Raw genomic sequence first — 12,996 nt, 5'->3', positions numbered from 1 at the left:
AACTCTTTTGTGTCCTTACATTATATCGGTACGCCTTGCGGAACTTTTTCGGATTGTTCGAAAGGGGAAGCAGCGCATTCTGCCGGCATTACAAGAGTTGAATAAATGAGAGCAAAACAATTTTTTATTTCCACCATGAAGGAAGCGCCCGCAGACGCTGAAATCGTTAGCCAGAAACTGATGCTTCGCGCCGGCATGATTAAAAAACTGGCCGCTGGCATCTACGACATCATGCCGATGGGTCTTCGCTCCCTCCGTAAAATTGAAAGCATTATCCGCGAAGAAATGGATAGAGCGGGCGCCATTGAACTGCTGATGCCGATCGTGCAGCCGGCTGAACTTTGGCAGGAAACCGGCCGCTGGCAGAAGTACGGAGATGAACTCCTCCGTATTAAGGACCGTCATGACCGTGATTTTGTTCTGCAGCCGACCAGTGAGGAAGTTGTCACGGATATCGCTCGTCAGGAAATTAAGTCCTGGCGTCAGCTTCCTGTGAATTTCTACCAGATCCAGACGAAGTTCAGAGATGAACGCCGCCCTCGCTTCGGCGTGATGCGAGGCCGCGACTTCATCATGAAGGACGCCTACTCATTCGACAGAAACGCTGAAGATGCCGGTAAGAGCTACGACAAGATGTTTGAAGCTTACTGCCGAATCTTTGATCGACTCGGCCTGATGTACCGCGCGGTGCGCGCCGACTCCGGCTCGATCGGCGGCTCCCGCTCTCAGGAATTCCAAGTAATCGCCGACACCGGCGAAGACCTCATCGTGTTCTGCCCGGACAGCGATTACGCGGCAAATATCGAACTCGCTGAGGCGCCCTGCCTGATCGAAAAACGCGAAGAGCCCAAAGAAGCGATGGAAAAAGTTCCGACACCCGGAAAAGATAAATGCGAACTCGTCGTTGAACTGCTGGGCAAGCCGCTCACCGACAGCGTCAAATCCATCGTGCTTGCGGTTGAACAGTACGACGAAAAAGGCAATCCGCTGCCTGCGAAGATTGTTCTGCTGCTGCTGCGCGGAGACCACAGCCTGAATGAAGTGAAAGCGGGCAAACTTGACGCGCTCAAGCCCGGATTCCGCTTCGCGACGGATTCTGAAATCATGAATACTTTCGGCAGTAAACCCGGCTACCTCGGACCTGTCGGTATTCCTAAGAATGTCACGATTGTTGCGGACACCACCGTCGCCAACATGAGCGACTTCATTGTCGGCGCCAACGAAGAGGGCTACCACATTCGCGGCGTGAACTGGGGCCGCGACCTGAGAGAACCGGACGTTGTCGCAGATATTCGCAACGTAGTTGTGGGAGACGCTTCTCCTGACGGCAAAGGCACACTGAAAATGCAGCGCGGCATCGAGGTCGGCCATGTCTTCTTCTTAGGCGACAAGTATTCTTCCGCGATGAAGGCGACTTATCTGGATGAAAACGGCAAACCGCAGGTCCTTCAGATGGGCTGCTACGGTATTGGCGTTTCCCGTCTGCTCGGCGCTGCGATTGAACAGGGTCATGATGACAAGGGCATTATTTGGCCCGACAGCATCGCGCCCTTTACCGTCGTTATCTGCGCGGTCGGCTACGACAAGAGCGAAGAGGTTCAGAAGGTTTCCAATGAACTGTACGGCCGCCTGAAAGAGGCCGGTATTGATGTCATTCTTGACGATAGAGGACTGCGCCCCGGCGTAATGTTCGCTGAGTGGGAACTGATCGGTGTACCGCACCGCGTCACGATCGGCGACCGTGGCCTCAAAAACGGTGAAGTTGAATACACGCACCGCAGAGATCTGAAGAATGAGACGGTGCCTGTCGCGGATATTGCAGATAAACTGATCGGCTTGATCAATAATAGATAATCTCTGATCATTGATTCAAAAAACCGACCGGGAGCTAAAGTTCCCGACCGGTTTTTCATTAAGCGAAGCACTGCAAAAGAAGCGCCTTTTAAAGGATTACACGCGTTCTGCGGAAGTATCAAGCGGCGCAGGCCCCTGTGCCGCATCCGCAGCTTTCGGAGCCGGATCGGATTCTACGCGGCAGATAATTTCCGGTGTCCCGATAAGATGAAGATCTCTTTGCGGGAAGGGTATGTTGATCTTGCGCTCGTTGAATTCACGCAGCATTTCTCTGCTGATATTTGAGCGCAGCACGGTAGTGCCCTTTTCCGGATCGGAAATCCAGAAGTAGGAAGTTAAATCGATACCGTCCGCGCCGAAGTTGGACAAAATCGTGTAAGGAGGAGGGCTGATCAGCACACGAGGCTGTCTGCGGACAATGTCCGTCATAAGTTCAATCACCTCTTCGACGTCAGTGCTGTAGTCGACACTCATAGTCACGGTGGTGCGGCCCGGTCCCTGCAGATACGAGGTATTTTTCACGTTTCCGGTGACAAACGCCTCATTCGGGATAATCGTGACGCTGCCGTCAAAGGCACGGATAACGGTGTAGCGCGTTTTAATGTCATTGACGATGCCTTCCACGCCCGCAACTGAAACCAGATCGCCGATTTTGATGCTTCTGTCGAGCAGAATGATAAAGCCGCTCACATAGTTGGAGGTAATTTTCTGCAGGCCAAAGCCGAGACCCACACCGACCGCGCCGCCGAATACGCCGAGCACGGTAATGTCAATGCCGACCGAGGAAAGACCGACCAGAATCGCAATGAAGGTAAGCAGAACTTTCACGACGCGAATCAGAACAACCCTAAGACTCGACTGCATCGTCGGAATACTGTTGAGCCAGCGCTCAATGAACTGTCCGACCCATTTGGCGACAATCAGCGCGAGCGCGATGGAGAAGATCGCGAGAAGCAAAGACCAAAGCGTGAAGTTGTCCTTGCCAAGCGGTATCTTGGTGGACTGCATGAAGCTGACGGCCTTCGGCAGAACGCCGACGACCTGCAGCGCAACGCCGCCCCAGATGGCCCATGTCAGGAAATTATCCAGACTGTTCGAGAGTTTGCCCCGGCTGACCGTTTGGTGAATGATAAAGATGACGGTGCGGATAACAACGTAGGCGCCAAGGATGAGCCAAATAATGGATTCCAGCGGCAGCGCGTGCTTGGGCAGCACGTTGAACAGCCGGATCGTAAACGTTGTCACCGCGATGAACACCATAGAGATGAGCGGGAAACTGAGCCGCAGAAGCAGCGTCTGAATTCGTCTGCGCACGAGACTCCAAAACGCCTGCTCTCTTTGTTTAGGGTTCTTCTCTTCTTCGGCCTGTGTTTGTTCCTCTTCGGCAAAAAGACTGACCGCCCGCTTGTAAAGGTAGCGAGAGAGCAGCCAGCCGAGGATCAGTGAGGTCGCAAGACAGGCGATCTGCCAATATACGACCGGCTGATTCAGCCCCTTTTCAAACATGAGCAGAAGCTCATCAAGGATATTGTTATCAGCGCTGAGGAGCTCCTCGGTTGTAACCGCGGTTTGAGCAACCTTTGCGACTTCGCTGACGGCCATAAATTTTCCTTATAAAACGACGTTAACGACCGACGTCTTCCACCGGATCGAAAGTGAGAAGAATAGAGGAGGGAACGTTTCCGACAGGCGGTTTCGGGAACGGATCACACAACAGGATCGCTTTTTCCACCGCGTTGTCAAAAGCTTTAAGACCGCTCGTCTTCAAAAGTTTCGGAGTTCCGGCTTTCTTGCCGGTCTTCAGAAGCTGTACTTCGAAGCGCGCGACATAGTCGCCGCGTTTGGCGCCTGCCGGGGTATTAAACGTAATATGCGGTCGGATGCAGGCCACGATACGATTGTTGTACTGAGCCTGCTGGAAGCTCGTCATGCTCGAGGAGCCGCTGCTGCCCATGCTGGATCCGCTCTGTCCGGAAAGACGGCTGAGCATTTCTTTTCTGCGTGCGGCGTTGGCCTGAGCTTCAGCTCTTTGACGATTCAGCTCTTCCTGAGCTTTCTTTTTCTCAGCAAGTTCTTTTTCGCGTTTGGCTTTCTGCTCGGCGATCTGCTTTTCACGCTCCTGAGCCTGACGTTTGAGCTCTTCCTGACGAGCCTTGCGTTCCGCTTCGGCTTTCTGCTGCTCAAGGCGTTTTTGTTCCGCAAGCTGACGCTGCTCTTCCTGACGTTTTAATTCCTGCTGCTTGAGCTCTTCCTGGCGTTTCAGCTCCTGCTGTCTGAGCTCTTCCTGTCGTTTAGCTTCTTCCGCTTTGCGTCGTTCTTCCGCCTGTCGGGCTTCTTCGGCTTTACGCTGCTCTTCAGCTCTGCGGGCTTCTTCTAACTGACGCTCGCGCTCCAGAATGCGCTGCTTTTCTTCTTCCTGCTTTTTCGCTTCGCGATCCAGCCGCTCCTGAACGATGTCCGGGTCTTCAAGCATATTGGCCTGACGATCCAAGTCGGTCTGTGCAATCGGCGGCGGTGGCGGCGGAAGCTGCGGCTCCGGCGCGCTCTGCGGTTCGGGAGCCGGCGGTTCAGGTTCAGGCTGCGGCTCGGGTTCCGGTTCGGGCTCAGGCTCAGGTTCCGGGGCCGGTTCCGGCTGAGTATCGGCCATTTGAGCCGCCTCGTCTCCCGTCCAGAGTTCGGCGTATACCGGACCGGTCGGCTCCGCTCTCCACTGCATTGACACAAACAAAAGCACAAACAGCACGCCGTGGGCGATTAGGGCAAGCACAAAGGCGACACCCCAGAAGCCTTGGCCGTCTGTTACTTTATTCGGCTGATTGGGAGAATAGTCATCCATTACTTAGCTCCGGACCCTTCCAGTTTGAGGGATAAACCGATGCGTGTGATGTTGGCTTTCTGCAGATTGCGCATGACATCGATCACTTTTTCATAGGCGACCGTTTTGTCCGCCGCGATGACGACAGGCACATTGGCGCCGTCAGCGCGCAGAGATTCAACGGTTGACACGAGCTGCGGGAAGTCCACCGGTACGACTTTCTTAGCGCTGTCACGAATAGAAAGCTGGCCGTCGGGTGCGACAATGACTTCAACGACTTTATCAGGCTGCTTGGCGGCCTTGTTGACGGTCGGCAAATCAACCATTGAGGGATTGACGTAAGGAGCCGCCACCATCAGGATGACGACCAGCACCAGCATCACGTCAATATAGGGAACGACGTTCATCTCTGCGAGAAGACGTCTTCTGCTTCCGTTGCGGGGCATGTTCTTTCCTTAGGCCTGACGACTCAAAATATTTTGGAATTCCTGCATGTAGCTTTCATACTGGTTCGCAAGACGATCCAGGCTGTAAGCAAAGCGGTTGTATCCGATCACGGCAGGAATCGCGGCGAACAGACCGATCGCGGTTGCGACCAGAGCTTCGGCAATACCGGGGGCTACAACAGCGAGCGAGGCGCTTTCCAGGTTGCCCAGTCCGGTGAAGGCGTCCATGATGCCCCAAACCGTACCGAACAAACCGATGTAGGGAGAAACCGAACCAATCGTGGCAAGCACCGAAAGACCGGATTCCAGAATGTCCAGCTCTCTCTGGAAGCGGGCGCGCATGGCGCGCGAGACGCTGTCAATGAGCCCGAATGTGCCGGCTTTCTGCTCTAGATGGCTCGCTCTGCCGCGCAGAAACTCAGTCATGCCGGAATAGAAAATGCCTTCCTGAGGTCCGATGGAATCGCGGCGTTCGGCTGCCGATTCATAGAGCTTGTTCAGATCGGCTCCGCCCCAGAAACGCTTGTCGAAGCTTGCGGCTTCTCGTCTGGCGCGGCTCATCTGAAACCATTTCTGGAAAATAATCGTCCAGCTCACCAGTGAAAAAATGAGAAGAATGCACAAAACAATCTGCACTACGGCACTGGCTTGTGTGACTAAAGTGATAATGGATAAATCAGCGGATGCTTCCATCACGATCCCTTACGAAATTAAAAGTTCTTTAAATTTTGCAGACATCTCTTCCGGCATTGCAGTCGGACGGAAAGTATCCGCGTTCAGTACGCCGCAGCGAATCTCACCTGAGGCAAGCTTCTCGCCGGCTCTTAATATCTCCTGTGTGAAGCAGAAAGAGGCCCTTCGGCAGTCGGAGATTCTCGCCCGGACAATGAGCTCGTCATCAAGATGCGCGGGCCGAATGTAGCGGACCTTTGCCTCGGCGACGACAAATACGATTCGATGCCGCTGATACAGCTCCTCCTGAGACCAGCCGAGCGCTCTCAGCCATTCCGTACGCGCCCGCTCCATGAATTTAAGGTAGTTGGCGTAATAGACGACCCGAGCACAGTCCGTATCTTCATAATACACACGCACGGGTAAGTCAAAGTAAGCCTCAGTCATTTAAGAATATCGCTCCCTGCCGAATATCGGTCAATACACACAGAAGTCCAAAGCAAGATTTTATCAAGCTGATTCTGATAAATAGTTTTTTTGGCTGGCTGTGTATCCAAATCAAGCGCTTTCTGACATCCTTGGAAACAAAGCTTAAACTGAGATAATGTGTTGGTAAATGTTTCATTTCTTTGGGTTTTTAATCAAACTGATAAGATATTGCGTCCCAAAATAGGTGAAAGGATAAAAGTGAAAAGAAATACGGCAAACCCAAGGTCTCGAGCGAGAGCGCTGCTCTGCCTTTCGTCGCTTTTGGGCTGCATGTTTTTGCTTTCTTCATGCCGAGAAATTCCCAATGCCGTGCACAGCGAACAGGAACTTTCCGCAAACACTTTATTTACGCCTTTTTCAGGCCGCAGCCCTAAGCATCTGGATCCGACCAGTTCTTACTCGTCGGATGAAACACCTTATACCTACAATATTTACGAACCGCTTTATCAGTATCACTACCTCAAAAGGCCCTATGAGCTGATCCCCCGAGCGGCTGAAAGAATTGTTCAGCCGGTTTATTTCGATAAGAACGGAAATAAGCTTGGTAAAGACGCAGACCCTGAAGAGGTCGCGCTCAGTGTGTACGAAATTCCGCTGAAGAAAGGCATCATGTATGCGCCGCATCCCGCTTTCGCGAGGGACGCGGAGGGTCGCTACGTGAATCATCATCTTGCGCCCGAGGTCATTGACGGGCTGCGCAATCCGCTCGATCTGCCGCAAAAAGGAACTCGGGAGCTCGAGGCGGAAGATTATGTCTATGCGATTAAGCGTATGGCGAACCCGCGCATTATCTCTCCGATCTTCGGAACGATGGCTAATCATCTTCCGGGACTGAACGAATACGCGGTCCTGGTTCGAGCAGAAGATGAGCGGCTCAGACGCGGACTTTCGCCTACGGACCGCGATCTGCCGTTTCTGGATTTCAGAAAAATTCCTCTGAAGGGTGTCAGCGCGCCCGATAAGTACACGCTGCGCCTGGAGGTCAAAGGCAAATATCCTCAGTTTTCCAATTGGCTTGCAATGACCTTTTTTTCTCCCATCCCTTGGGAAGCAGAAGCGTTCTACGCGCAGAAGGGCATGGCAAAGAACAATCTTTCTCTGAATTACTGGCCGGTCGGAACCGGGCCCTATATGCTGGTCGAATCGATTGAAAACCGCAGACATGTCATGGAGCGCAACCCGAACTACAGAAAAACGGAACTTTATCCGTGCGAAGGCGAGGAGCTTGACGAGTCAAAGGGCTATCTGCAGGACTGCGGCAAGCCGATGCCTTTTATTGATCGAATTGAAATCAGCGCGGAAAAAGAAAGCGTGCCTCTGCAGACGAAATTTCTACAGGGCTATTACGATTCTCCGCAGATTGAGCGTCTGGACAACGGTCAGGGTTTTCTGATCGGCATGGCCGACAGCGCCAAGAAAGAAAAAGAATATCGCGAAAAGAAACTGCAGTTCCCGAAGACGGTAGAAGCTCAGAATACTTACTTCGGATTTAACTGGCTCGATCCTGTGATCGGCCGAGGCGATACGCCCGAGCAGCAGGAGCGCAACCGTAAGCTTCGTCAGGCGATCTCTATCGCGATGGACTGGGAAGAGTACATTCAGATTTTCCAGAAAGGGCTCGCATCTCCTGCGCACGGTCCGCTGCCGCCGGGATTGTTCGGTTACAGCAAAGACGGCGCGGCGGCATTTAACCCCTATGTTTACGAGAAAGGCGAGGACGGACAGATCCGCCGCAAATCTCTGGCTGAAGCGAAAAAACTTCTGAGCGAGGCCGGTTATCCGGACGGACGGGATCAGAAAACGGGAGAACCGCTTGTATTGAATCTGGACTTTCAGGCGGCTGCGTCTCCTGCGACAAAATCCGTGCTGGACTGGTATCAGAAGCAGTTTGCCAAGATCGGAATTCAGCTCGATATCCGCGCGACGGACTACAACCGCTTCCAGGATAAAGTCATTACCGGAAATCATCAGCTGTTCCTTTGGGGCTGGCTCGCAGACTACCCGGATGCGGAGAATTTCTTATTTCTGCTTTACGGACCCAACGCGAAGTCGAGCACGGGCGGTTCTGGAGAAAACGCTTCGAACTATCAGAACGATGACTATGACCGGATTTACGCCAAGATGCGCTACTTGGATGAGGGTCCGGAAAAGGCTGCCGCCATTGAAGAGCTGATCCGCATTGTGCAGAAAGACGCTCCGTGGTCGTTCGGATACTTCCCGACGAGCGCCGCGGCTTTTCATCAGTGGGTGCATAACGGTAAACCGACACAGATTGTCCGCAACCATATCCAGTATTTGAGGCTTGACCCCGCGACCCGAGTCGAGCGCGTTAAAGAGTGGAATAAACCGATCTACTGGCCGCTCTTTATTCTGGCTGCGCTTCTGGGTTCACTGGTTGTTCCGGCCGTGATTCTGCACCGTAGAAGAGAGCGCATGACCGCCCGTACTGCACAGGAGTCCTTGAAATGATTCGATATCTTTTAAGACGCATCGGCTACGGCTTTTTAATTCTCATCGGCGTGAATCTGCTGACGTTCGTTTTGTTTTTTACCGTCAACACGCCGGATGATATGGCGCGGCTCAATATCGGCGGAAAACGCGTGACGGCTGAAGCGATTGAAAGCTGGAAGAAATTCCACGGCTACGACAGGCCGCTTCTGTGGAACGAGAGTGCTGAAGGAGCAAAAAAAGCGACAGAAACCATTTTTTGGGAGCACAGCGCCCGAATGATGGTCGGTGACTTAGGCGCGTCCGATACCGGCCGCGATATTGCCTATGAGATTAAAAACCGCATGGGCCCTTCGATCGCGCTTGCGCTGCCGACATTTTTACTCGGTGTCTTCGTCATCGTGGTGTTCTCTCTGGGGCTGGTGTTTTTTCGGCATACGAAGCTCGAGATCGGCGGCGTGATTCTTGCGATCGTCATGATGTCGATTTCCGGGCTTTTCTACATTATTTTCGGACAGTGGCTGTTTTCCAAGATTCTCAAGCTCGTGCCGATTTCCGGTTTTGAAAGCGGCACAGCGATGGCGGCTTTTCTCATTCTTCCGGTCGCGATCGGCGTTTTCTCCCGCATTGGCGGAGACGCGCTCCTTTACCGATCCATGTTTTTAGAGGAGATCAGCAAAGATTATGTCCGCACGGCCCGCGCCAAAGGGCTGCCGGAGTCAGCCGTGCTCTTTAAGCATGTTCTGCGCAACGCAAGTCTTCCGATCCTCACCTCGACGGTGGCGGTTCTTCCGATGCTGTTCTTAGGCTCACTGGTGATGGAGAGTTTCTTCGGCATTCCGGGACTGGGCAGCTTTACGATTGACGCGATTAACAGTCAAGATTTTGCGATTGTGCGCACCATGGTGTTTGTCGGAACCGTTCTTTATGTGATCGGTCTGATTTTGACGGATGTGGCCTACACGATTGCCGACCCGAGGATTCGACTCAAATGATGATGCCTAAATTTGTTCTTCTGCCGACGGACATTGTGGTCATTGTCTTGGTTGCGGCACTCGGTTTTTATCTCTGGCATGCGCTGCGCAGCGATGAGCTGCGCGCCCGATGGCGCTATGTGATGGGCTCGGCGGCCGCGCTTTGCTCATTGACACTGCTCGGTTTTTTCCTTTTGACTGCCGTTTTGGATTCGGTGCATTTCCGTCCGGTTATCGCGGTGCAGGATCAGCACGCGGTTTATGACGTTAAGACGTATTCTCTGCTGGACAAAGCGTTTGGCAAGGCGCATCTTGCCGAAGAAAAGTCTTACTCGGAGCCGCTGGCGACGCGCACCTTTGAAAAAAATTCACGCTTTGAAAACGGTCGTCCGATTCGTGATTACGAGCCGCTGAAAGCGGGCGGCGCGCATCTGAAGGACGAGAGCGATCACGTTAGGGATGTTCTTGTCAGATGCGCTTTTGCGCTTGCTATTGGTCTTGCCGCCTGCGCTGCGCTTTGGGTCATTTGCGTTCTCTGCGCCGCGCGCGCCAAAGGAAGGACCTTTGCCGAGGAGGCGGGCAGGCTCTTTAAGCGGCGAGACGAGGTGCCCTATGAAGCCGTTCTTTCGACCGTTTCGATTTTGGTGCTCCTCGGATCTCTTATCGCGTTTCTCTGGCCCTTCTACCACGTGATGGGCACTGATCAGACCGGCAACGATGTGCTTTTCCAGGCGTTTAAATCGATTCGTACCGCGCTGGTTATCGGAACGCTTGCCACGCTGACAACGCTGCCTTTCGCCGTGGTGCTCGGCATCAGCGCCGGTTTTTTCAAGGGTTGGGTTGATGACTTGATTCAGTACCTGTACACCACGCTCTCTTCGATTCCGAGTGTGCTGCTGATTGCCGCTTCCGTGCTGATGATTCAGGTGTTTATTGACGCGCATCCCGGCATGTACGCCACCGGCATTGAGCGGGCGGATCTAAGGCTCTTTATGCTGAGCGTCATTATCGGTCTTACAGGCTGGGCGACGCTTGCGCGTTTGCTGCGCGCGGAGACGCTCAAGATTTCTCAGCTTGATTACATCCAGGCGGCAAGAGCGTTCGGTGTCGGACCGTTCCGTATTATGCGCCGCCACGTGCTTCCGAATGTGCTTCACATCGTATTGATTGTGGCGGTTTTGGATTTCTCGGGCATCGTGCTGTATGAGGCCGTGCTCTCCTATGTGGGCGTTGGGGTCGACCCGACCACATACAGTTTCGGTTCGATGATCAACGCGGGCAGACTCGAACTTTCTAGAACCCCTGTGGTTTGGTGGAATCTCTGTACGGCGTTTGTTTTTATGCTGACGCTGGTTCTTTCGGCAAATCTTCTGGCTTCTTCCGTGCGGGAAGCGTTTGATCCGCGTTTGGCAATTAAAGTGAAGAGAGGAAAGTAATGCTGCAGATATCGAACATGGTGACTGACATCCTCACTTCCGAGGATACGGTGCGCGTGGTTGACGGTTTGAGCTTAGAGCTCAGCCCCGGAGAGTTCTGCGCTTTAGTAGGCGAATCCGGCTGCGGAAAATCGATGACGGCGTTTTCTCTGCTGCGTCTTTTGCCGAGTACGGGCCGTGTCACATCAGGCGTCGTCACGGTTGACGGCACCGAGATTATGGGGCTGCCCGAGTCAATGATGCGTCATATTCGTTCCTCAAAGATCAGCCTGATTTTTCAGGAACCGGCGACGTCGCTGAACCCAGTTATGACGGTCGGCGATCAGATCGTAGAGACAATTGAACTGCATACGGCGCTTAGAGGCGTAAAGGCCCGCGCTAAGGCGCTTGAATGGCTGAAAAAAGTCGGCATTCCGGAGCCCGAGAGACGTATTGACTCTTTCCCGCATGAGCTTTCCGGCGGACAAAGGCAGCGCGTCATGATCGCGATCGCGCTGGCGGCGCAGCCGAAATACTTAATCGCGGACGAGCCGACGACCGCGCTTGATGTGACCATTCAGGCGCAGATTCTTGATCTCATTAAGAGTCTTCGCGATTCGGAAAACATTGGCGTTCTGCTGATCACGCATGATTTGACGGTAGTTGCTCAGGTGGCGGACCGTGTGGGTCTGATGTATGCCGGAGAGCTTGTGGAAGAGGCCAGCGCTCAGGATTTCTTCTCGAGCCCCTACCATCCGTACGCGCGCAATTTGCTCAAAGCACTCCCGGAAGGCAAAGATAAATCGCACCCGCTTCAGGCGATTCCCGGGATGGTGCCCCGCTTGAACCGAAAGTTTGTCGGATGCCGTTTTGCCGATCGCTGTACTGAAGCAAGAGCAGAGTGCAGGCGAGGCGACGTCCCTCTGACGGATTTCGGTACTCGGCGCGTTCGCTGTTTGTTTCCGATTAAATCGAAAGTAGAGCTTCCGAGAAGTGACGCCGCGGTGGAAAGCGAAGCGACGGAAGCGGGCGCTTTGCTGCAGGTGCGTGACTATAACGTTTGGTTTCCTACGCACGGCGGCTTCCTGCGCCGGCCGGATTATGTGAAAGCGGTTCAGGACGTATCTTTTGATGTGCTTCGGGGCCGCACCACCGCGCTGGTCGGAGAAAGCGGAAGCGGCAAGACGACTGTCGCGCGAGGCGTTCTGCAGCTGCTTCGCAGCGCGGCGCATATCAACGGTTCGGCGCGGCTTGACGGCACCGAGCTCAGTGAGCTCAAAGGACAGGCGCTCTTAGAAGCAAGACGACGAATACAGGTGATTTTCCAAGACCCGTTCTCAAGCCTTAATCCGCGCATGCGCGTTAAAGAGATTCTTTTAGAGGGGCTCGAAAGTCTGAGATCGGGCACTTCAGCTTCAGAAGCGATCGATCGGGCGGAATCCGCAGTCAATCTCTGCGGTCTGCGTTCGGATTCACTTTACCGCTACCCGCATGAGTTTTCCGGCGGACAGCGTCAGCGTTTGGCGATTGCCCGGGCGCTTCTGGTGGAGCCGGAATTGCTGATTTGTGATGAGCCGACTTCTGCGCTTGACGTATCGGTACAGGCCCAGATTCTGAATTTGTTAAACGAGATCCAGAAAAACAGAGGGATTTCGTACCTTTTTATCACGCACAACTTCAGCGTGGTGCGTTACCTCGCCGATGACGTCATTGTGATGAAGGACGGACGTGTCGTTGAGTCTGGAACCGCGGCGGAGGTTTTAAATACGCCCAGAGAAGTCTATACGCAGAATCTTTTGAACGCGGTGCCGAATTTTGACGCGCTGCGCCAAAAGCTCGGAAAATAAAAAAGAGCCTTTCTTTTTTGCGTAAGAAAGGCTCTG

General features: G+C 53.5%; 10 protein-coding genes. 5 read left to right on the top strand and 5 right to left on the bottom strand.

Annotated features, from left to right (window positions below; all coding sequences use genetic code 11):
* The first annotated feature begins 105 nt into the window (after positions 1 to 105).
* Positions 106 to 1,854 carry a proline--tRNA ligase gene (locus AC6I1F_RS10085; protein ID WP_160335819.1) on the top strand — a complete coding sequence of 583 codons (1,749 nt, stop codon included), beginning with the start codon at positions 106 to 108 and terminating at the stop codon, positions 1,852 to 1,854.
* 96 nt (positions 1,855 to 1,950) lie between these two features.
* On the opposite strand, the gene AC6I1F_RS10080 is transcribed toward AC6I1F_RS10085, so the two are convergent.
* From AC6I1F_RS10080 to ybgC, 5 genes are read right to left on the bottom strand one after another with little or no spacing between them, the layout of a single operon-like run.
* Positions 1,951 to 3,456 carry a mechanosensitive ion channel family protein gene (locus AC6I1F_RS10080; RefSeq protein ID WP_160335818.1) on the bottom strand — a complete coding sequence of 502 codons (1,506 nt, stop codon included), beginning with the start codon at positions 3,454 to 3,456 and terminating at the stop codon, positions 1,951 to 1,953.
* Positions 3,457 to 3,478: 22 nt separating this feature from the next.
* Positions 3,479 to 4,690, bottom strand: coding sequence for a cell envelope integrity protein TolA (gene tolA / locus AC6I1F_RS10075; protein ID WP_251570490.1), 1,212 nt, complete (start codon positions 4,688 to 4,690; stop codon positions 3,479 to 3,481).
* Positions 4,690 to 5,115 (bottom strand): biopolymer transporter ExbD, encoded by a 426-nt coding sequence (locus AC6I1F_RS10070; protein WP_160335816.1) that lies wholly within the window; start codon positions 5,113 to 5,115, stop codon positions 4,690 to 4,692. The genes tolA and AC6I1F_RS10070 overlap by 1 nt, the downstream gene beginning before the upstream one ends.
* A gap of 9 nt (positions 5,116 to 5,124) precedes the next feature.
* Positions 5,125 to 5,808: a protein TolQ gene (gene tolQ, locus AC6I1F_RS10065; protein ID WP_160335815.1), complete on the bottom strand. Its 684-nt coding sequence runs from the start codon at positions 5,806 to 5,808 to the stop codon at positions 5,125 to 5,127.
* Between the two features lie 9 nt (positions 5,809 to 5,817).
* Positions 5,818 to 6,234 carry a tol-pal system-associated acyl-CoA thioesterase gene (ybgC, locus tag AC6I1F_RS10060; RefSeq protein ID WP_160335814.1) on the bottom strand — a complete coding sequence of 139 codons (417 nt, stop codon included), beginning with the start codon at positions 6,232 to 6,234 and terminating at the stop codon, positions 5,818 to 5,820.
* A 312-nt stretch (positions 6,235 to 6,546) separates the two neighbouring features.
* On the opposite strand from ybgC, the gene AC6I1F_RS10055 reads away from it, so the two are divergent.
* Genes AC6I1F_RS10055 through AC6I1F_RS10040 form a run of 4 tightly spaced genes read left to right on the top strand, consistent with a single transcriptional unit; the run spans position 6,547 to position 12,960 of the window.
* Positions 6,547 to 8,745: an ABC transporter substrate-binding protein gene (locus AC6I1F_RS10055; RefSeq protein ID WP_160335827.1), complete on the top strand. Its 2,199-nt coding sequence runs from the start codon at positions 6,547 to 6,549 to the stop codon at positions 8,743 to 8,745.
* Positions 8,742 to 9,719, top strand: coding sequence for an ABC transporter permease (locus AC6I1F_RS10050; protein ID WP_160335813.1), 978 nt, complete (start codon positions 8,742 to 8,744; stop codon positions 9,717 to 9,719). The genes AC6I1F_RS10055 and AC6I1F_RS10050 overlap by 4 nt, the downstream gene beginning before the upstream one ends.
* Positions 9,719 to 11,134, top strand: coding sequence for an ABC transporter permease (locus tag AC6I1F_RS10045; protein ID WP_160335826.1), 1,416 nt, complete (start codon positions 9,719 to 9,721; stop codon positions 11,132 to 11,134). The genes AC6I1F_RS10050 and AC6I1F_RS10045 overlap by 1 nt, the downstream gene beginning before the upstream one ends.
* The gene (locus AC6I1F_RS10040; RefSeq protein WP_160335812.1) at positions 11,134 to 12,960 is read left to right on the top strand and encodes an ABC transporter ATP-binding protein; all 1,827 of its coding nucleotides are present in this window, start codon (positions 11,134 to 11,136) and stop codon (positions 12,958 to 12,960) included. Before AC6I1F_RS10045 ends, AC6I1F_RS10040 begins: the two co-directional genes overlap by 1 nt.
* Positions 12,961 to 12,996: the final 36 nt, after the last annotated feature.

The sequence above is a fragment of the Parasutterella sp. St.1A3 genome, from assembly GCF_059728705.1.
Note: the sequence above shows the minus strand (reverse complement) of the source record. Positions and strands in the feature narration are given on the sequence as shown.

Coding starts and splice junctions, on each gene's coding strand:
- AC6I1F_RS10070 (WP_160335816.1), bottom strand. CDS start 5,115: ATGCCCCGCAACGGAAGCAGAAGACGTCTTCTCGCAGAGATGAACGTC.
- AC6I1F_RS10055 (WP_160335827.1), top strand. CDS start 6,547: ATGTTTTTGCTTTCTTCATGCCGAGAAATTCCCAATGCCGTGCACAGC.
- tolA (WP_251570490.1), bottom strand. CDS start 4,690: ATGGATGACTATTCTCCCAATCAGCCGAATAAAGTAACAGACGGCCAA.
- AC6I1F_RS10045 (WP_160335826.1), top strand. CDS start 9,719: ATGATGCCTAAATTTGTTCTTCTGCCGACGGACATTGTGGTCATTGTC.
- AC6I1F_RS10050 (WP_160335813.1), top strand. CDS start 8,742: ATGATTCGATATCTTTTAAGACGCATCGGCTACGGCTTTTTAATTCTC.
- AC6I1F_RS10085 (WP_160335819.1), top strand. CDS start 106: ATGAGAGCAAAACAATTTTTTATTTCCACCATGAAGGAAGCGCCCGCA.
- ybgC (WP_160335814.1), bottom strand. CDS start 6,234: ATGACTGAGGCTTACTTTGACTTACCCGTGCGTGTGTATTATGAAGAT.
- AC6I1F_RS10040 (WP_160335812.1), top strand. CDS start 11,134: ATGCTGCAGATATCGAACATGGTGACTGACATCCTCACTTCCGAGGAT.
- AC6I1F_RS10080 (WP_160335818.1), bottom strand. CDS start 3,456: ATGGCCGTCAGCGAAGTCGCAAAGGTTGCTCAAACCGCGGTTACAACC.
- tolQ (WP_160335815.1), bottom strand. CDS start 5,808: ATGGAAGCATCCGCTGATTTATCCATTATCACTTTAGTCACACAAGCC.